The 18,279-nt window shown below is 62.6% G+C and carries 14 protein-coding genes; 8 read left to right on the plus strand and 6 right to left on the minus strand.

Annotated elements, in window-relative coordinates; all coding sequences use genetic code 11:
- The first annotated feature begins 137 nt into the window (after positions 1-137).
- Both G3W89_RS31305 and G3W89_RS31310 read left to right on the plus strand, forming a co-directional pair.
- On the plus strand, positions 138-1,034 hold the full coding sequence (locus G3W89_RS31305) for a hypothetical protein (protein ID WP_162577744.1): 897 nt from the start codon (positions 138-140) through the stop codon (positions 1,032-1,034).
- Positions 1,035-1,282: 248 nt separating this feature from the next.
- On the plus strand, positions 1,283-2,788 hold the full coding sequence (locus G3W89_RS31310) for a hypothetical protein (protein ID WP_068674499.1): 1,506 nt from the start codon (positions 1,283-1,285) through the stop codon (positions 2,786-2,788).
- A gap of 28 nt (positions 2,789-2,816) precedes the next feature.
- Here G3W89_RS31310 and G3W89_RS31315 read toward each other — a convergent pair whose 3' ends face one another.
- Positions 2,817-4,916, minus strand: a complete 2,100-nt coding sequence (locus tag G3W89_RS31315; RefSeq protein WP_068674501.1) for a class I SAM-dependent methyltransferase — start codon at positions 4,914-4,916, stop codon at positions 2,817-2,819.
- Positions 4,917-5,294: 378 nt separating this feature from the next.
- On the opposite strand from G3W89_RS31315, the gene G3W89_RS31320 reads away from it, so the two are divergent.
- Positions 5,295-5,600 (plus strand): hypothetical protein, encoded by a 306-nt coding sequence (locus G3W89_RS31320; RefSeq protein WP_068674503.1) that lies wholly within the window; start codon positions 5,295-5,297, stop codon positions 5,598-5,600.
- Entirely contained in the window at positions 5,590-6,111 is a 522-nt protein-coding gene (locus tag G3W89_RS31325; protein WP_068674505.1) for a hypothetical protein, read from the plus strand. Before G3W89_RS31320 ends, G3W89_RS31325 begins: the two co-directional genes overlap by 11 nt.
- 149 nt (positions 6,112-6,260) lie before the next feature.
- Here G3W89_RS31325 and G3W89_RS31330 read toward each other — a convergent pair whose 3' ends face one another.
- Positions 6,261-7,574 (minus strand): CysS/YqeB C-terminal domain-containing protein, encoded by a 1,314-nt coding sequence (locus G3W89_RS31330; RefSeq protein WP_162487205.1) that lies wholly within the window; start codon positions 7,572-7,574, stop codon positions 6,261-6,263.
- A 583-nt stretch (positions 7,575-8,157) separates the two neighbouring features.
- Between G3W89_RS31330 and G3W89_RS31335 the strand changes: the two genes are divergently transcribed.
- From G3W89_RS31335 to G3W89_RS31345, 3 genes are all read left to right on the plus strand, one after another.
- Positions 8,158-8,355, plus strand: coding sequence for a hypothetical protein (locus tag G3W89_RS31335; protein ID WP_068674507.1), 198 nt, complete (start codon positions 8,158-8,160; stop codon positions 8,353-8,355).
- Positions 8,352-12,971, plus strand: coding sequence for an AAA domain-containing protein (locus G3W89_RS31340; protein WP_068674509.1), 4,620 nt, complete (start codon positions 8,352-8,354; stop codon positions 12,969-12,971). The genes G3W89_RS31335 and G3W89_RS31340 overlap by 4 nt, the downstream gene beginning before the upstream one ends.
- A gap of 81 nt (positions 12,972-13,052) precedes the next feature.
- Positions 13,053-13,910: a GIY-YIG nuclease family protein gene (locus G3W89_RS31345; RefSeq protein WP_162570787.1), complete on the plus strand. Its 858-nt coding sequence runs from the start codon at positions 13,053-13,055 to the stop codon at positions 13,908-13,910.
- Between the two features lie 204 nt (positions 13,911-14,114).
- Here the strand turns inward: G3W89_RS31345 and G3W89_RS31350 are convergent, their stop codons facing one another.
- Both G3W89_RS31350 and G3W89_RS31355 read right to left on the minus strand, forming a co-directional pair.
- Positions 14,115-14,813, minus strand: a complete 699-nt coding sequence (locus G3W89_RS31350; RefSeq protein ID WP_068674513.1) for a hypothetical protein — start codon at positions 14,811-14,813, stop codon at positions 14,115-14,117.
- Between the two features lie 133 nt (positions 14,814-14,946).
- The gene (locus G3W89_RS31355) at positions 14,947-15,363 is read right to left on the minus strand and encodes a GNAT family N-acetyltransferase (protein WP_068674515.1); all 417 of its coding nucleotides are present in this window, start codon (positions 15,361-15,363) and stop codon (positions 14,947-14,949) included.
- A 405-nt stretch (positions 15,364-15,768) separates the two neighbouring features.
- Between G3W89_RS31355 and G3W89_RS31360 the strand changes: the two genes are divergently transcribed.
- Positions 15,769-16,392, plus strand: a complete 624-nt coding sequence (locus G3W89_RS31360) for a hypothetical protein (protein ID WP_068674517.1) — start codon at positions 15,769-15,771, stop codon at positions 16,390-16,392.
- A gap of 100 nt (positions 16,393-16,492) precedes the next feature.
- Here the strand turns inward: G3W89_RS31360 and G3W89_RS31365 are convergent, their stop codons facing one another.
- Both G3W89_RS31365 and G3W89_RS31370 read right to left on the minus strand, forming a co-directional pair.
- The gene (locus G3W89_RS31365) at positions 16,493-17,299 is read right to left on the minus strand and encodes a nucleotidyl transferase AbiEii/AbiGii toxin family protein (RefSeq protein ID WP_162571146.1); all 807 of its coding nucleotides are present in this window, start codon (positions 17,297-17,299) and stop codon (positions 16,493-16,495) included.
- 56 nt (positions 17,300-17,355) lie between these two features.
- Complete coding sequence (locus G3W89_RS31370; RefSeq protein WP_068677399.1) at positions 17,356-18,210, minus strand: type IV toxin-antitoxin system AbiEi family antitoxin domain-containing protein; 855 nt, start codon at positions 18,208-18,210, stop codon at positions 17,356-17,358.
- Positions 18,211-18,279 lie beyond the last annotated feature (69 nt).

The raw sequence follows: 18,279 nt of genomic DNA on the forward strand, positions 1-18,279 counted from the left end.
AGACTTGATTGCTTTGTGAGGCGCAACCCAGGCACACCGCGCCAGCTTGTGATGTTTTCGGAGAAGCCTACCCCGTCCCTTGTTTGCAGCTTCCTACACAAGGAAGGTCAATCAACAAGGAAACGAACATGAAAAGCATGACAGAGCTGAAGACGCTCGCCGCGTCCCTGCGCGTCGCAATGGAGGCCGGCTGCTGCGAGCAGTTTTCGCTTCTGGAGCGCCCCGTCGTCCTGGCCGAGCTTTTTGAGCTCAAGCGCCGCGACAAGGCGGCCCTTCGCAACCTCGAGCTCGAGAGCACGATGGCCAACTACGTCGGCCTGGCGGTGCAAGGCGTCCTCGCAGGATACGTCGCCCTCTACGACAAGCTGGTCGCCGAGGGCCACGACGCCAGCAACTCGTTCGAGTTCGGCAACGACGCGTACTGCTACTTCATCCCTCATCGCGAGGTGGAGGCAGAAGAGGTACCCGCCGGCGCAAAGGGCCTCCTCGGCCTGATTGGCGGCGAGAAGCTACCGCCGCATGTCGTCAAGGCGTTCGTCGTGGAAACACAGAGCACGAACTGGGTCGTGGTCCTCGAGGAACGTTTCGGGCGGCACACGCTGCACATCCGGCAGTTCTGGGACGACCCAGCCTTGCTGGATTCCCCGGACTACCACGGTACGTTCGACCAGTACACCGGGAGCAACCTGAGCATCAAGGACGTCCTCCGCCTGGCTGCAGAAGCTGCGGACAGGTTTTCTGATGACATGCCCGGGGTGAACTATCCCAAACGGCCCTGCCTGAATACGTTCCTGCGCGGCTCACTGGTACCTGGTCACAAGGATGCGGGCATCGGTCTGCGCTATGCCGACGGCCGCGACAAGGGCTACGTTCTGAGCTACGAGCAGCCCTATGGGGATTGCCCGGCGGTCAAAGATGTGCACTGGTTCGGCTTCCACCGGATTTCACATGCGATGGAGCGCATCGGCTTTGCCGTGTCGATGCTGGTGCCCGAGCTGGCCCCCGACGGCGGCGCCGACCTCCTCGACGACTAGCCTGATTGGCTGCAAACAAGCCCTCTGGGCTCGTTTTCTTTTGCTAGCCCTCTCGAATCGCCCAGCGCGGACGGTCGCTGGGCCTGGCTCCTAGCTCATGGCCGGCTCCGAACGAGTTGCCAAGGTGACGCCGCGCCTTGATGATGTGGGCGAAGGAGCGAAGGATGGCCCACCCAAAAAGGCGTTGGAGCTTGAGAGGGTCCGCAGCGCGGAAACCCGGGGGCTCACTTCGGTCCCGTTCCCGTAGGATGGCACAGGAGACCCAGAAGCTGCGGCAGCGGCTTCCTCTGGTATCCGAAGGGGAAGACTGGCTTGCAGGCTGGCTGGAATTGGTCAAGCGGGTGTGGGGCTCCGTCATCCACGGCTACGGCACGTTGATGAGTCGGCATCCCGTCGACAAGCTTTGCAAATTGGAGGCCGATAGGCGCGTCCTCGGCTGGGTTGGCGTGCTCCTGGTGTCCACCGCGCTATTCAGCGTCCTTTACCCAGTGCTCGCCCATGGGCCGCGCATAGTAGACCCCTTTTCGCTGGCGGTATCGCTCGGCAACGTGCTGACGCCATCGCGATACCTCGCGGCGTTTGTACCTTTGCTTGCTCTCGGGCTGGCCTGGGCGCTGGTCCCTTGGTTTGCTGCGAAGCTCGTAAATGGTCGCGCTGCCCACGGTGTCCGACTGCTGGCCGCGACGACGTTCGCCCTCGCGCTCAGCGCCTGGCTGATTGCATTTCTGGTCTCGGGCGCCTTGGTTCCGCTTGCACCAATACGCGGGGTGCTTGGACTAGGCAACTACGACTTCAACAGTGTGCCCACCTCGCCCCGTGAGCTGCCGACCGCCATGTATGCGGGGCTTGTTGCGAGCTTGTTGTCGTACTTGGCTTTAGTCCCCTTGTATCTCGCTCTCGTGGTCGCGGCGATTCGCGCTTCCCGGAGCCTTGCGGGAGCCCTTTTTCGCCGCAGGTGGGCAGGTCTTTTGTCCTCCATCCTCACCGCGCCGGCACTCGTCCTGCTTGCAGTCTCCCTGCCAGCAGCAATTTTGATGAGCGCTGTTCTCGCGCTGAGTACCTCTTCAGGACTCCTGGAACAGGCGCAAGTTGCAGGCACTCCAAGAGGGGAACCCCAGGAGACGGTAGAGGTGGAGCCATTGACCTCATTCTGCAAGTTGGGCCCAATGACCCAAGCCGGTGAGTCAGTGATTGAGTGCCAGCTCCTGGGCTTCACGTCCGGTGCGGGCAGCATTGCCCTGGACTATGGTGAGCAGCTGCTGTACTTCACACCCAGAATCCTTGGCCCCGGCGTGCGCACCACCCGCCGGCTAAGCACAGCCGCCGCTATAGCAACGCCAAGCTTCGGAGAATTCGCAGCTCAAGCAATGAGGCCGCCACAGCCGCTGGAGCAGGAGGGAGAGCCGAGCACCGCTGAGTTGCGCGCCGGGGGACTTGGGCACGTTTCGCAGGTGAGAGGCAGCGTCGTGGAGGACGTAGCACTATTGGAGCTTGGACGCCCTTTTAGCGTTTACGTCCGCCTCGAAGCAGAACGGTTTTGCTCCTTCAAACAGGCTGAGATGCGCGGCAACGTGTGGCTGTACGTCGGCGTAAGCGTCCTTGCGGCCGTCGGCACGCCATCCAGTGTGGCCCGTAGGCGGGCAATAGGCCCCTGGGACCTCAAGAAGGTGGCGGACGAGTGTGAAACAGCCATGTTGCCAGGACGCGGGCCCCCGACGGAGATGCTGGAGATACCGCCACTCTTCCCCAACTGAACGACGCGGCCGTCGCCATCTCCGTGGGTCATTGCACTCTGGCCGGCCGCTTCGCTCCCGCGAACTTCGACAACGGGAACCCGAGACTGTCGTAAGCCCATGCACCGACCTCAATGCGCCGCTTCCAGAACTGCATGCTCACCTTGTCCATTTCCGCCCGCCAGTACTCCTGCGTCTCCGCGCTGGCGGGGTCCTGGGCCGCTATTCCCCTCGTTGTCTCATCGAATAGCGCCTGAGTGGGCTCCAGGAGAAACTTGCGCAGCGCCATCTCGCGCTCCACCAGCACCATGCATATATAGCTGTTCCTGATGAATCCGTCGAACACCTCCTTGCTGCCAGGAACGTTAGCCGTGGCCTTTCGAACGCCGTACAGCTCGCTCGCCGCAAGCTCCAGCCGCGCCGCTGCTGCCACCCGTTCGGCTGCGACGTCAGGCACAGGCCTCAATACCCCGATAATGCCCGCGGCCTGGAGATACTTCAGAGCTCCGTTGATGGCATTCGCGTCCTTGAATCCTGACCGGCGCAGCAGCCGTTCCGCTGCCAGGTCGATTCGGTCGATATAGACCACCCGCCGTCCATCGAGCGAGTACAGCCCTTTTTCCCTGTCCGCTTCAAGAGCCAACGCGAGCAGCGATGCCACCACGATGACGAATGCCGGCCTTACAGTCGTGGTCACCCCGGTCGGGGAGGTAAAGCTGAAGCGCTCCACGCCGTTGTATTGGGCGTGATAGCGCAAATTCGACTCCAAACTCTTCGTGCGCAAATCCTGCAGCATGGGGTTGCCGAGCACCGTGGCCACCCCCATCAAGGCCTGCACCGTCGGCTTCACAGGAAGGACCAACACGTTGTAGAACTTGGCAGCCTTGTCTTCGCCCGGCATGGCATAGACCGAAGCCACGTAGCGTCGGTCATGCTCCCTGTCCTGGTTGAACACCTCGAGCTCGCCAAACACCTCGTTGGGGTCGAAGACCACTCGAGGCTCCGCACTGACGGTGAGGGCCGGGGATGGCTCAGTACCAGGAAGGTAGGCTCCGAATCGTCCACTCTCAACAATGAAGACCTGGCCGGCCGTGTTGTGCTTGTAGGCTATCGGATGGTTGACGGCAACCGTGCGCCAATGCACACCAGGGAGGATATCGTCGCTGATGGCGCTCAGCAGCAAGTGGGCCGGACCGGGGTTTTCCTCTGGCCCGAGACTTCTACGCGCGGCCGCGAGCTCTGCAACCCACTTGTCGATGTCCTTGCGTGAGGCCTGAATGCGCCGTGTGCTGTATATCCCAAGCAACCAGATGTGGAATGGCGCTACCGCGTGGTCTCCGTTGCGCTTTGTGAAACCCTTGAGACGGTCGATGCTCGCCGGAAGGAGGGGTGAGGCCTCGTCGAAGACGTGAAAGCCTGCGTCTCGGAAGTGTCGTCTCATCGCCGTTCGGGACCGCAAATGCCGATGGAGCCCATCCCGGCACTCGGTCAAGGAGGGCTCATCCTGCTTTTCAGTGCTGAAGTCTTCGGGACCCAGGTCCTTCTTGAAATAGCGCCTGTTGCTCGTCGCCACCAACATGATTCCTTCCCGGCCCGGTTCGAACAGCTGCCCGAGTGCGAGCAAAAGCTTAGCCGGGTCAGCGATGTGGTCGAAAAGCCGAATTGCCAGGATGATGTTCGGCATCTCCTTCGTGTCTATGAATCCGAAGGGGTCGTCTTCCTCGAGGTTCCTGACGAGAACCTGCATGAACTTGGAGGGCTGCGCAGCCTTGAGCCGTTCCGATTCCTTATCCACGCCGACGTAGGCGGCGACATTCGGCGCATTCATCAGTTTGTGGCCGATGACTGCATCGCCACACCCGAGGTCCAGCACTCTGTCGTGACGCTTGTTGGAGGGCCAATCCTTGTAGGTCCACATCTTCTCTGGCGTCAACTCAGCGCTTGTCGCCTGGTCGCAAAGCCCCTCCCACCTCTGTAGCGCCGCCTGGATGGAGGTGACATCTCGGCTTCCCGTGGGGTCGTAGCACAACAGACCTTGCACGATTGGGTCGACCAGTTCTCGGCGAAGCTCATCGGTTGCGTCGCCAGCGTCTCGGACCTCCCGGCCCTGGTCGGCACCATCGACATCCTCTGCGTCTTGCGCTGCCATGCCTGTCCTCCGTCGAGGAGGATTCCCCGAAGCGGAGAATTCTGCCCAAAAAACGCGTTCTTGATATGAAGGTTCCACGCCTGGACGTTACCCCCACGCCCGCACGCATGGCAGAATTCCGCCGAATACGACGGTCCGCTGAGCCGAGCACTGCGACGAGGGGCCCCGACCCGATGACAAGGCACTGGGGTTTTCCCGGCCCTCGTCTTTCGGCCCCCTGAAACGCCCTGACGACGGTTTTCGGACCGTGCTGCGCGGTGGCTCAGTAGCCCGGGCGGCGAGTTCAGGGAACGTTTTAGAGTCAACGCAAAGTACCCTAAAGACTTTCCCGTTTCAATCCGGATGATTGGGTCATCTAAAACCCAACCGGAGATTGTCGTGTTCAGCCCCATCGTCCAGGTCATCACCGCCGTCGCGACCGCCTGCCTGAAGGAACCTGCTGTGCGTCGGCTGGCAACCGCCGTCGCCGTGTCGCTCGGCTTATCCCTTGGTGCCTTTTTCAGCGGAACCCACGGCGATACCCACGGAGGCGGCCACGAGCCAGAACCTACCCAGCCGCCGGCGCCCATCCAAAAGCGCGAGCACGAGGAGCGTTTTGCACCTCATCTGCTCGAAGCCGAGTTCAACAAGCCTCGCGCTGCCACCACAGCACACATCATGCAAGGAGCCGAAAGTGAGCACTAAACTGACACTCTGGGGTTTCCTTCTGCTGGGCACGCAAGCCGCTCACAGCGCGGGCGTGTTCGCGGTGGCCCGCGGCCTGTTGGCGGCGCAGAACCTGGCCGACGCGGTATCGGTCTTCACCGACCCGAACGCCCTGGCCGCCATCTACGTCGCGGCCAAGCTTTCGGTGCATTTGTTTGGGGCCCCCGCGAAAGCGTATGTGCTGGCCCGCTACGGAAACGAGCAGCCTAGGTGGGCCCGCACCTTCGGTGCGTGCGTTCGTCGGCTCCTGCCCAAAGCGCAGCTCCGCCTGAGCTCTTGGCTTGGCCTGGTCGATGCAGTGGCGAACGGGGTCATGCTGGCGCCGCTCGCGATGTGGCTGTGGCATGCCTCTCAGCTGGGCCCGACGGCATGCGCTGCCGTGCTGGGCATGCATGAGCTTCTGGGACTCATCGTGGCCTACGAAGTGTTCGAAAGCCTGTGGCACGCGAGCTCGCATGCAGCAAAGGCCCGCGGGCATTCCGACCAGTAGTCCTTGCCAGAGTCGGAGGAAGCCCTGCGATGCAGGGCATTTTGTTTTCGGCCGTCAGCTGCCCAAAATGCCTCCTCGCAAGGTGCAGGCTTGCCATCGTTCTCGCGGCACAAGGCGTCCTTGGGGATGGAATTTCGAGCCGAGTCGGACTACAGCTGCGCGACGGGCGCGTCGCTGACGGCAACGCCATGGGCATTCAACCGCTGGCGGATTTCGTCGGCGAGCGCCCAGTTCTTGGCAGCCCGGGCCTGCTGTCGCTGCGACTGCAGGTCGTCGATGTCCGTGTGGCTCAAGCTCACCGCGGCCGAACGGGGCAGGCGGGCCCAGGCATCGACGTCGATACCGAAGAAGTGCAGACCGGCCGCCAATCGCGCAGGTGTGCCGCCCTTGAGCTCCTGCTTCAGCCAAAAGCTGCCGGCAGGTGCATTCAGGTTGTCCGCCAGAACCTCAATGAGAGCATCCGCTGTCCCAGGCACAACGCCAGCCAAATCCTGGGTGAGCTGCAGCACGTCCGCATGGGTGGACGCCAGAAGCTTGTCATTCCAGTCCAGCGGCTTCTGCCAGTGAGCCTGCACCAGCGCGAAGCTCAGCAGCTGCCCGCCCAGGCCCGGCGCCAACGCCTCCGCGGAGTCGAGGGCCGCCTGCCAAGTGACGAAGTTGCCCTCGCTCTTGCTCATCTTGCGACCATCGGACAGGACCGAGCCGTTGTGCATCCAGATTTCGGCCAGGGGCCGGCCGAACACCGGCTCCGACTGCATCATCTCCGCCTGGTGGTGCGGGAACTTGAGGTCGACGCCGCCTCCGTGGATGGTCACGCTGCCGCCAAAGAGCGCGCGAATCATTGCGGAGCACTCGATGTGCCAGCCCGGGCGGCCCCAGCCCCAGGGCGATTCGAAGCCAGGCTCATCCCGAGAAGTGGTTTTCCACAGCGCAAAGTCCCGCAGGTCCTCCTTGCCGTCAGTACTCACCCGCGTGGCGCCTTGCTCCGAGCGAAGTGCGCCTTCCTTGTGGGGCATCAACAGTGCACCGTCATAGGCGCTCACCCGGTAGAGCACGTCACCCGTGCTCGCCACGTAGGCCAGCCCCAGGCCGATGAGCTGCTTCATGAGCCAGAACATGTCGGCCAGGTACTCGCTCGCCTTCGGCTCCTCCGGAACATCCAGCCCGGTGGCGCGCATCAGCTGGCGGTTCTCCTCGGCGTACTTGTCCGAGAGCTCGTGCCAGGCAACGCCGGCCGTCTTGGCCGTGTTGATGATTTTGTCGTCAATGTCTGTGATGTTGCGCACCAGGCGCACACGGTGACCCTGCGCCGTGAGGACGCGCTTCAGGAGGTCGAAGACGACATAGGTGCGTGCGTGACCGACATGCGCGGACGAGTACGGCGTGATGCCGCAAGCGTAGATTGAAACGTCGGTGGGTTCGACGCGCTTCAGCGCGCCCGAGAGGGAATCTTTGAGATGCATGATGGTTCGTTCGATGGCTGCGGGAATCGGTTGACGTGATTCGCGCACAGACATCGTGCAAGCGCAGCATGGCGGACAACCGCCTTGGAAATGCTTAGCTTGCTTAAAACCGTCATCTTTGAATTCTACCTTTAAAACGTAGCCTATAGCGTATCAGTTTAGCCTGCCGCGTCGCATACACAGCCATGGCACGGCGGCACTGTCTCATGATTTCAGCTTTGGCACAGGCGCTCGAGAACGCGTACTCCGGCATCATCCATGGGCCAATGGCTGCGTAGGTTTCATCCCGAGGGAACACCTTGGCCGCCCTGCCGCGGGACGTCGGCTGGAAAGTCTGGACCACACAACATAGAAGTGGCCCTTTTCAGCTTTTTGAACCTGTCCTTTGAACTCGTCGGCGGCGTTGCACGGCCGTTCGTCCGAGGGCTGAGCCGCCCATCTGCCCTGTCCTGCCCGTCACAGCAAGCGATGGTGCAAACAACTTCACAGGTGCACCAGTTCATTGAGCCGCAAGCAGTCGGCAACACAGCGAAGTCTTGTATGGTGAACCTCTATACAGCCGATAAAAGCAAAGAGGAGCCAAATGGCCGCAGAGAAGAACGTCTCGATTAGTTTCAGAGTGACGCCTGAGTTCAAGTTCCTCCTCGAGCGAGCCGCAGCTCACGAGCAGCGCAGCCAGACGAACCTCCTCGAAAAACTTCTTTTCGACTACTGCCGGACCCACGGCCTGAGCGCCAACCCGCCGGCCGCGCGCGAGCTCGAGAAAGCAGGTGCCCAATGAACGCGCCCGACCTGATGAAGAAGCTGCTCGACTACGTGCTCGAGCAAGCGAAGACCGTCGACCCCACGGCCTTCCAGCTCTCTGGCCAGGGCGGCTTCCAGAAGGCAAAGCCCGACCTCCAAGGCCTGCCCGGTGTTGACTTCGACCTGGCCGGTGACGGCGACCATGTGTGGCTGAAGGTGGCGCGCCTTGAAGCGCACCCGCCGCCGGCGCTGCCGAACGACGAGTGGAAGCCCCTCATCGTCGCGCACCGCGAGCCCACGGGCGCCCGCCCGAGCATCGACGAGGTCGCGTTTGAGCATCGGATGACAGCTGCGACCCAAGCCATGCTCGCCGAGGAGCGGGTCGTCTTTGTCGCCGAAGCACGTACCCGGCTCGAAGAAGCCCTTGGGGCGTACACCCAGCTGTGGACAGCCTGGGCCACCGGCGAGAAGCCCCGCCGCAAGACCATCGCGCTCTACGGCGACCTCTTTGCCATCAAGCATCAGCTGGAGGCCGAGGAGACCGCCAAGCCCCATGAGCTCGTCTGGGGCGTGGGCGTGTCAGCCTGGAAGCTGAATTACACTGAGCGCGGCACGACATCGGTCGTCGATTTCCAGTACCCGCTCATCACTCAGGCTCTCGAGGTCGGGATGGATGACCGCACGCTAGCGCTTGAGCTGCGCCCGCGCGCCGTCGGCCCGCAGTTCTCGTTCGATGCGTTCGCTGCCTGCCAGCTGCTCAGCGCGCCCGAGGTCGAGAAGGCCGCTCGCGCGGCATTGGAGAAGAGCGCAGACCGCCCAGTGAGCCCCTTTGATTCGGGCAGCTACGAGCACCTGCTCAAGCTCATCGCCGGCAACCTGCATGACAAGGGGCGCTACGAGCCTGGAGCAGAGGCCTTCCCGAAGCCTGGCGAGGACCTGGTGGTCACCGACGCATGGGTTCTTTTGTCCCGCCCGAAGTCCGTCAACTACCTGGAAGAGGACATCGAGCGCCTGAAGGCGCGCCTCACGCCCGGCGTCGAGATTCCTCTCGGGCCACTCTCGCTGGTCACGCCACCATCGGACCAACTGGCCACGCACGTGCCGGTCGCGTTCCGCGGGCTCTCCGGTGTTTCAGGCAACTACGGCGGCCGCAACCAGGTGCAGGAGCTCTTCTTCCCCCTGCCCTACAACCACGAGCAGGTCACCATCGTCGAGCAGCTCGAACGCTCGAGTGGTGTCGCCGTGCAAGGCCCGCCCGGGACGGGCAAGACTCACACCATCGCCAACATCGTTTGCCACTACCTGGCCACGGGGCGTAAGGTGCTGGTGACCTCCAAAGGCGAGCAGGCGCTCGAGGTGCTGCAGTCCAAGATTCCGGAGACCGTCCGGCCGCTGACCGTGGCGCTCCTCTCCGGTGACCGCGAAGGCATGCGCCAGTTTCAGGGCTCCATCGAGGCCATCATCCACAACGTCTCGCAGCTCAACCCCGAGGTGGTGAACGAGCAGATTCGCACCGAGCGCAGCGGCATCGACCGCGCGCACGAGGAGCTCGCGACCATCGACCGACGGGTGGACGCGATTGCGATGGCACAGCTCTCGGACATCGAGGTCGACGGGGTGCAGATGCGCGCGCAAAAGATGGCAGAGCTGGTCATCTCGGGCCAGGAGAAGCACGCATGGTTCGATGACGCGCTGTCGCTCGATGCCGCGCATGCGCCGCCCATGGACGCAGCGCTGGCCGCCCAGACCCGTGAAGCCCGTCGCCGGCTTGGCCAAGACTTGGACTACGCCCTCGCCCGCATCCCTTCGAGCAACGCCTTGTTGCCAGCTGCAGAGGTGGCCCAGCTGCACGACGCGCTGGTCAGCTTGCGCGAAATCGAGGCTGCAGAAGCCAATGGAGGCCTGCTGGCGTTGCGCGCCATGACCCCTGAGGTATTGGATGACGCCCGTCGCCTGCTGGCAAAGGTCGAGGAGGCACGGCAACTCGCTTTCGAGCTCGAGGAATCCGGCGAGCTGTGGACCCTGGAGCTGCGCAAGAAGTGTGGCCAGGCGACCTTTGCGAGCGAACGGGCCGCCTTCGAGGCACTCTTTGCCAACATCGAGCAGCTGATTGCAGCGCGCGCCCAGTTCCTGAAGACGCCGGTGGAGGTGCCTGAGCAGGCGCTGGCGCAGCCGAAGGTGCGCGAAGCCGTGCAGCGCGCTGCGGAAACCGGCAAACCCTTTGGTCTCATGAGCTTCGGCGGCAGCGACATCAAGGAGCTCGTGAATGCCATCCGGGTAAGCGGCCTGGCGCCTGCCTCCGTCGACCACTGGAAGCACGTGCACCGCTACCTGGCGCTCCACGAACAAGTTCTTTCGTTCGGCGTGCGGTGGAACGAGGTCGCCGACCTTCTCTCCTTGCCTGAGCTCAAGGGTGGCGTGGTCGGGCTGCGGCGCGTTGAGCTGGTCACGGGCATTGCCAGGAAGGCACACACGCTAGCCATGCAGTTCGACGCGCAGTTGCCGGCTCTTGGAGAACGCGTTTTTGCGAACCCTCCAAAGATGCTGCTGCGTGGCTTGTCCTCCCAGCTCGAAGAGATGCAGCGCCATCTGCGCAGTCATCTGACCCGTCTCGAGTTGGCCAAGGCAGCCACGACCCTGGTGACGCTGCAGGAGAAGCTTGCGGGAACGACCGGTCCGGTCTCCGACGCCCTGCGCGCCTTCGTTGCGAATGAGCTAGGCAACACAGCCATCCCTGTTGAACGGGCCACGGCACGATACGCGGAGCTCGTGAGTGACGTGCGCCGAGTGGAAGGCCTCGGCCATGACCTGGCGCTGGTGAACGACGTGGCGGACAGGTTGGAGCGCGCCGGCGCCGCCAAGCTTGCTGTGCGAATCAGAACTTCGGTGGTCGACGCGTCTGGAGATGACCCTGTCCTGCCAGTCAGCTGGCGCGAGGCCTGGACGTGGTCGCGTGTCCGCGCCCATCTGGATGCCATCGAATCGCGCGAAGAGCTGCGCACACTCGCGGCGCGCCGGCGAGACCTGGAGGCAGGCCTCGCCCGGCTCTACGAGAGCGTCGTGTCCAAATCCGCCTGGCTCTCAACCAAGCTCGGAGCTTCGCCAAGAGTGCTGGCGGCACTGGAGACCTACCGGACAGCGGTCCGCCGTATCGGCATGGGCACCGGCCCGAATGCGACGCGGCACCGTCGCGACGCGCAGAAAGCGATGCTGGACGCGCAGGGCGCCATCCCCTGCTGGGTGATGAGCCACGCCAAGGTGTCCGAGAGCCTCCCGGCGCAGCTTGGCGCCTTCGACCTCGTCATCGTCGACGAGGCAAGCCAGTCGGACCTGTGGGCGCTGCCCGCGGTGCTGCGCGGCAAGAAGATTCTGGTGGTCGGAGACGATAAGCAGGTCTCGCCCGACGGCAGCTTCGTCTCGGCCGTTCGAATTCAGGAACTGCGTGACCGGTTCCTGAGCGAGCAGCCGTACGCGACCGTGCTGACGCCGGAGAAGTCGCTCTACGACATCGCCTCAACCGTCTTCGCGGCCCAGAAGGTGATGCTGCGGGAACACTTCCGCTGCGTGCCGGCCATCATTGCCTACAGCGACAGGTTCTACGACGGCATCCAGCCCCTGCGCATTCCGAAGGCCTCTGAGCGCATCGACCCTCCGCTTGTGGACATCTTCGTGCCCGGCGGCATGCGCGGCGTGAAGGACGAGAACAGCCTGGAAGCGCAGTGCATCCTGGCGGAAATCGAGGCCATCGTCGCCAACCCACAGCTTGCCGGCCGGACCATCGGGGTCGTGTCACTCCTGGGCCCCGAACAGGCCAAGAGAATTGATACTTTGGTGCGTCAGCGCCTAGATGCCAAGGAACTCATCCGCCGGCGGTTCGACGTGGGCGACGCCCGCCTTTTCCAGGGCAGCGAACGCGACATCATGTTCCTCTCGATGGTCGCTGACCCGCAGCGCTCGAAGGCGCTCTCCGGCAACAGTTCCGAGCAGCGGTTCAACGTAGCGGCAAGCCGTGCACGAGACCGGATGTACCTGGTGCGCTCGGTTCAGATGTCAGACCTGTCGCACCTGGACCTGCGCCGTGGGCTCCTGGAGCACTTCAGCCGGCCGATGGAGGAGTTCAAGGACGACCAGGCCAAGTCGCTCATCGAGCTGTGCGAATCTGGCTTCGAGAAACAGGTCTACACCGAGCTCTACAGCCGCGGCTATCGCGTGGTGCCGCAGGTGAAGGCAGGCTCCTTCCGCATCGACATGGTGGTCGAAGGCGCTGACGATGCTCGCCTGGCCATCGAATGTGACGGGGACGAGTTCCACGGGCCCGACCGTTGGCAGGCCGACATGGGCCGCCAGCGCGTGCTCGAGCGAGCCGGCTGGACGTTCTGGCGCTGCTTCGCTTCGACCTGGTCGCTGCGGAGAGACGAGGTCGTCGAGGAGCTGCTTGCTCGCCTGAAGGCGATGGGCATCGAGCCTCTGGGCGCTCTGGAGCGTGCGCCTTCGCTGGTCGAGTATCGGGAGTGGCGCTTGCCTGAGCTCGAGGAGGCTTCGGAATCGGACCCGGCAGCCCAAGCGGTTGAGGATGCGATTGCCGCCGCGACATCAGAGGCGGAATCCCTCGGGTCCGGAAAGCAAGTCGAGCAATCCACATCGGAAATCTAACCTGTCAGGATTTGCCGGATACTGCCCGTCTTTTTTGGTGCGAGCTAGGAGTTCGCGCCGTCAACTCACAAGAAGAACCCGATGTCCTCCCGCGCCAAGACAATTCAGATATTCCTCCCTTCTGGAGACCCCCAAGGAATTCGCCAAGCGGAAATCACCACGCGCATCGTGAGAGTCATCGACGTGCCGCGCGCTCTTTTGAAGGAGTTCCTGGCGATGCCCGAGGCCGCCGGTGGCGCGGTGTACTTCCTATTCGGAGACGCGGAGGAGGCCGCAAAGCCCCTCGTCTACATCGGCCAGACAACCGACCTCAAGAAACGCTTGGTCGAGCACCAGAAGAAGAAGGATTTCTGGCAGCGCGTCGTGGTCCTGCTCAGTCGTGCGGAGAGCCTGACGACGACGCATTCGCTCTATCTGGAGCGACTTTGCATTCAAAAAGCCAAGGAGGCGGGCCGTTGCGTCATTGAGAACGACACCAACGGCAACAAGCTGAATACCTCAAAGCCGCTCGAGTCTGAGTGCGACGAGCTGTTCGATACGGGGGAGACCCTCATGAGCACCCTCGGCTTTTTCCTGTTTGAGAAGCCGGGGGCTGTTGAGAGCAAAACCAACCTCGAGCTCTACTATTGCAATGCAGCAGGCACTGACGCTCGCGGCCATTACACAGCTGAAGGGCTGGTTGTTTTGAAGGGCTCAAAGGCCCGTCTGAGCGTCACCGACAGTTTCAAAGACAAGAGCTTTCACGTGAAGCGCCAAAAGTTGGAAGCAGCTGGAGTGCTCAAGCAGGAGGGCGAGCATTTGATTTTCACGCAGACCTATCCGTTTCCGACGCCGAGCGCTGCCGCTGCAATCGTGGTTGGCAACAACATGAACGGCTGGAAGACTTGGAAGAACAAAGCGGGGAAGGACCTCGACAGCGTCGTCCGCCAAGTGACCTAGCGCACCCGCGGGGCCGGTGGCGGCCGCTCAATGCCCGGTGTCGAGGGTAGACGACGCGGCGTTCATTGAAGCGCTGAGGCTGCAGCCTCCCTCGTCCGAGCAGCCATATGGCGATTGAACGAAAAACTTCTTTCCGCCCGACTGTTGACGAGCTCTGGCGCTCGGGTGCGACCTCCTTCGACGGCGGCGGTGTCAGGCAGCCACTCAGGGGCCGTTAGCAGACACCAACGCGGCCAAGTTACGCTTCTGTTCTGCCAGGATGCCGGCAACGGTCGTCCGCGGCCCGACGGGCTCGGTGATGGTTACGACAACGCCCATCCCATTCACGACGGTCATCGATTGCGTCTGTACGAGGAGCGCCGGATTCGTACGCCCGCGGGCCTTGACGGTCGCGAGTCCGTAAATCCCGTTGCGGTCGACGTCGGCTATCCCGAGCTCCTTGCGCTCGGTGACATTGGGGTGCCCCGACATTCGCATCCACGCTTCGACCTGACTGCGAACACGCTCGCGCTCAGGAGCCTTGCCCGCTTGCCCCACGGCCAGGTCCCTGACTGTGTTCTTCATCGGAGCTGGTTTTCCGTCCTTCTGCATGAGAGCAACCATGCCGAAGGACACGTCACCGTCATAGCCCGGGTCCTTCCGCAAGGTTGGCAGGCTTGGGCAATCGACGACCGCAAACAGCAGCCGCAGCTCCGGGCCGAGTGTCGGAGCGATTCCCTTACGAAGCACCGCGTCGGGCCCGTGCTCCTCGAGCTTACAGAAGCCAGGTGGGATGGGAACCTCGAGCCGGACCCCGTCAAAAGAGTAGTTCTCTGCACCCGCGCCCCCTGCAAACAAGGCGAGCGCCAAGCCGCGGACCATCGCCTGCTCCCAAGCCTTGACCTTCGTCTTCATCTTCACCATCGTCGACCCCTCTTGTTGGCAGCGGAGCCTAGCAGCTTCGAAGCCCGGCACCTCGCCAGCGGCACGTTTTCGAGGCGCGCGACCACGCGGCCAGAAAAAAAGCAGCCCCCGGAGGAGCTGCGAACAGACTGTGTCAATGAGCGACTGGGAACTCGTGAAACCCGACGTGCGGACGCCTGGACGCTGCTGCCTCGAGAGCGGGTTTCAGGTACAGCAGCCCCTCCTCTTCGTACTGCGTGTTGGCCAGCGCTTTGCCTTCGGCTTCCGCGAAGTCGAAGAGCGCGTCGACGAGGAGTTTGGCAACGCCCTGGTTGCGTCGGTCCTCACGAACACTAACGAAGGTGATGGTCATCGCGCCGGGAATGCGCGTCGACTCCTCCTTCAGTGCGGCCAGGCCGATGACTTGCTCTCCGTCCATCGCAGCGATGAACGAGCGATGCCGGGCGGTGTACGGGTCGAAGTAGACCAGGCTGGTCTCCATCTCCTTGAGCTGTCCGGCGAAGACTTGGTGCTTCTGCTCGCTTGTGCGAAGAACGCGTGTTTGAATCATGTTGAGCTTCCTTGAGAGTGGCCTTCCAGGTGTAGAGACGAGCTGGGCTAGGGGCTCGCCAAGTCCGGGCGTCATGGCCTCCGAAGCACCACCTGCATTCCGCTGGGCATATACGCCCAGAAAACCAGAATGCCAAGTGGAATTGGTTTTTTTATCTCAATCCCGACGGTATATTGGCCAGCGACACCCAACCGACGAAGGTCGGGTGCACGGACTACTGCTGGTGAGGCAGCGCTTTCGCCTTCGACAAGACGCATGCGTCTTATTTCTTGCGCTTTGTCTCTGTACCGATGACGAATGGCGAGGTAGAACCGTTCTTCAGGATACGAATCGCTGCGGGCCGACAAGGCGGCCGTTCCCTGCGTGTACCCGCGGCAAAACCTCGGGCCCATTGGAGCTTCTGGCATGGCCACGTTCAAACGGATTCTCGGACTTTGGGTGACCCCCGACTTCTCTCAGGTAGAGAAGGGGCTAAGACCTCCGCCCTACGTGAACTACAACCAGGTCGACTTCGTCGGCTTGGCGCATTTCTTCGAGGAGTTCAACAACTGTGGTGAGCGGGTCAAGGTTCGCTTCGCCAACGACGCTGTCGACCAGGTAACGTTGCACTTCAGGGCCCTGGGCGGCAAGCCCGAGTCCATGGAGTGCAAGGACTTTGCAGAAGCGCTCCTCGCGGTGGCCAAGGGCGCCAAAAGCCCGGTCGATGTCCGCGCTTCGTGGGTGCAGTTGCATAAGCTTCAGGACCGTACGCACGCGCCCCCGCCAATGCTACTCATGTTCGTCGTAGAAGGGGGCTTCGAGGCGGTGATGCTGTGGAGTCAGCAGTTGGGCATGCGGCTCAACATCAAGGCTGCCAGCCCGATGATGCTCATCATGGGCAACGCCCAGGAGAGCGACTACCGAGGGCGACTTTCCCCTGACCTGATGAAACGGCTGGAAGCAGACTTCGGCATTCCCTTCAAACGACCCGCCCTTCTGTCCGCGCTGGCATCCACGGCGCCACCTGCTTGGGCACAGCAACCGGATTAACGGCAACTGCGGAAACCGCCGTCGCCACCTGAACGGCTCCGCTCGGCCACGCGAGTGCTTTCGCGGCTGCGAACTCTTGCTCTGACGGAGTCGGCCGCGCTCAACGGGATTTCGCCGTAAGGTGGGGCAAAAACACGTCCAAGAACTCGCTGCAGGCAACCTGCGGGTTGTACGTCGCACCAACCGGCAGGTAGTCCGCCATATCATTGAGAAACTTCTTTGAACCCATTCGCCGCAGCAATTCAGACTTGACGTCATCCGCGGTGAATGTGCTTCCCTCCTGGGCCATGTAGTAGCGGAACGCTTCCGCTACGCGGGCTGGCTGCACTCGGGCGACGGCGCCTTGCGCCTGCGATGCGGTCCAGGCCCACCAAAGGTCGTAAAGGTCGCGGCCGTGCTCGCGTTGCAGTAATGCGCGCAGCTTCGTCCCCAGCATCTCGTCGAGGTCGTACGAGGGGACGAGTACCGAACCGACGCCGCCTCCTGCCAACGGCATCTCGATAGGCACGGTGGTCAGCGGGTACAGGCTCGTCTGCTCGTTCAGATTCACCTCGATTTTTAGCTTGGCCTGGGCGGCCAACAGGCTTGTTGGCCCATAGACGTAGGTGACCCGTGCAATTTCCGACTTGGAGAGGAAGTTCCGAACTGCCAGCGTTACCGTTGTGCGAACAACCTCCGAGGGCTCGCCCAGCAGCGGCTTGAGCGCCGTGGCAATGTCCGCAGAGATGCCACTCCTTGACCGTTTCGCCGTGAGCACAAGGTCGATGTCCTCCGAATATCGACTCGCCGGAGCCAGGTGTCCTTTGTGAAGAACGGTGCCGCCGCGCATGGCGAGTTGCTTTCGCAGCTTCTCGTCCGCGAAGATTGCGCCTACGGCTTGGCTGAGCAGGTAGTCCTGCTCCACCATCAAGTCGTCGCTCCATGGTGCCTTGGAGCGCCAAGGCACAATTTCCTTCAGGGGTATCAAGCGAGCTCCGAAATACTGTTTCTTTGATGCAGGGTGTGCTCCACGCCCCACGTTGAATCGTGCAACACGCCCGACGGCGCAACCTTGGCTGGTTCCAGGGGCTGCGACGCCCGGTGCCGTCCAGTCAACCAGCTCTTGAGGACATGGCTTTGCTCCCCTAACTTGAGCGTATCGAGGACGAAGCCAAGGCGCTGAACTGCCGGCACCTGGTCGAGCGCGTCCAGGGTTTGCAAGAGCGCATCGGATTTCAATGACGGCGCGAGGTCCTTGGCGATTCGAGCGACCGACTCGATGCCACCAACCTGGGACTGATGTCGAACCAGGTCCAGGAGCGTCGCTTCGCGGGTACTGACCCGTAGACGCGCCACCGGCGTGGTGACGTAGTCGACCGGTGTCTTGTCTATGGACTTCTTCACGGTGAAGTCCAGGCGCAGGCGGCCTATGGTTTGGGCGCGCCGCGGCCGGCTAACCATCACTTGGGTGGCTTGCAGCGCATAGTGCGCGGAGCCCCAATGCCTGGCGGCCGACAGCAACGCAAGGTAGTAGTGTGGCTCGACATCCTTCAAATAGTCGTCCAGCCACCACTCGACCGGAGGCGCCCCAAAATGGCTGTGCTCGGGCGGAACGATGAGCCATGTCGAAGGACGCTTCGTAGCCAGGGTGACGAGGCCTTGTTGAGCGACACGCCGAAGCGCCGATTTCATCGCATCGCCACCTGGCTCCCGGCCCGTGAGCTTGGCCAACTCGTCGGCACGCACGAGGTAACGAGCCTGGGCCTGGATTTTGCGCAGGGCAGGCTCGAGACCTGCACGGCGAGTGTCTGGCTGAGACAGGGGCGAGATGGGTCTCATGATTTTATGCGAATAGTACCGTACTAAGGCGCTTTTCGCAAACGATTTAACATTCTGCCTCCCACCGCA

This window comes from Variovorax sp. PBL-H6 (assembly GCF_901827155.1).
Classification (GTDB): Bacteria; Pseudomonadota; Gammaproteobacteria; order Burkholderiales; family Burkholderiaceae_C; genus Variovorax.

Bases quoted from the DNA above. Each gene is read 5' to 3' on its own strand.
- G3W89_RS31305 (WP_162577744.1), top strand. From the start codon at position 138: ATGACAGAGCTGAAGACGCTCGCCGCGTCCCTGCGCGTCGCAATGGAG.
- G3W89_RS31310 (WP_068674499.1), top strand. From the start codon at position 1,283: ATGGCACAGGAGACCCAGAAGCTGCGGCAGCGGCTTCCTCTGGTATCC.
- G3W89_RS31315 (WP_068674501.1), bottom strand. From the start codon at position 4,916: ATGGCAGCGCAAGACGCAGAGGATGTCGATGGTGCCGACCAGGGCCGG.
- G3W89_RS31330 (WP_162487205.1), bottom strand. From the start codon at position 7,574: ATGCATCTCAAAGATTCCCTCTCGGGCGCGCTGAAGCGCGTCGAACCC.
- G3W89_RS31335 (WP_068674507.1), top strand. From the start codon at position 8,158: ATGGCCGCAGAGAAGAACGTCTCGATTAGTTTCAGAGTGACGCCTGAG.
- G3W89_RS31340 (WP_068674509.1), top strand. From the start codon at position 8,352: ATGAACGCGCCCGACCTGATGAAGAAGCTGCTCGACTACGTGCTCGAG.
- G3W89_RS31345 (WP_162570787.1), top strand. From the start codon at position 13,053: ATGTCCTCCCGCGCCAAGACAATTCAGATATTCCTCCCTTCTGGAGAC.
- G3W89_RS31350 (WP_068674513.1), bottom strand. From the start codon at position 14,813: ATGGTGAAGATGAAGACGAAGGTCAAGGCTTGGGAGCAGGCGATGGTC.
- G3W89_RS31355 (WP_068674515.1), bottom strand. From the start codon at position 15,363: ATGATTCAAACACGCGTTCTTCGCACAAGCGAGCAGAAGCACCAAGTC.
- G3W89_RS31360 (WP_068674517.1), top strand. From the start codon at position 15,769: ATGGCCACGTTCAAACGGATTCTCGGACTTTGGGTGACCCCCGACTTC.
- G3W89_RS31365 (WP_162571146.1), bottom strand. From the start codon at position 17,299: ATGGTGGAGCAGGACTACCTGCTCAGCCAAGCCGTAGGCGCAATCTTC.
- G3W89_RS31370 (WP_068677399.1), bottom strand. From the start codon at position 18,210: ATGAGACCCATCTCGCCCCTGTCTCAGCCAGACACTCGCCGTGCAGGT.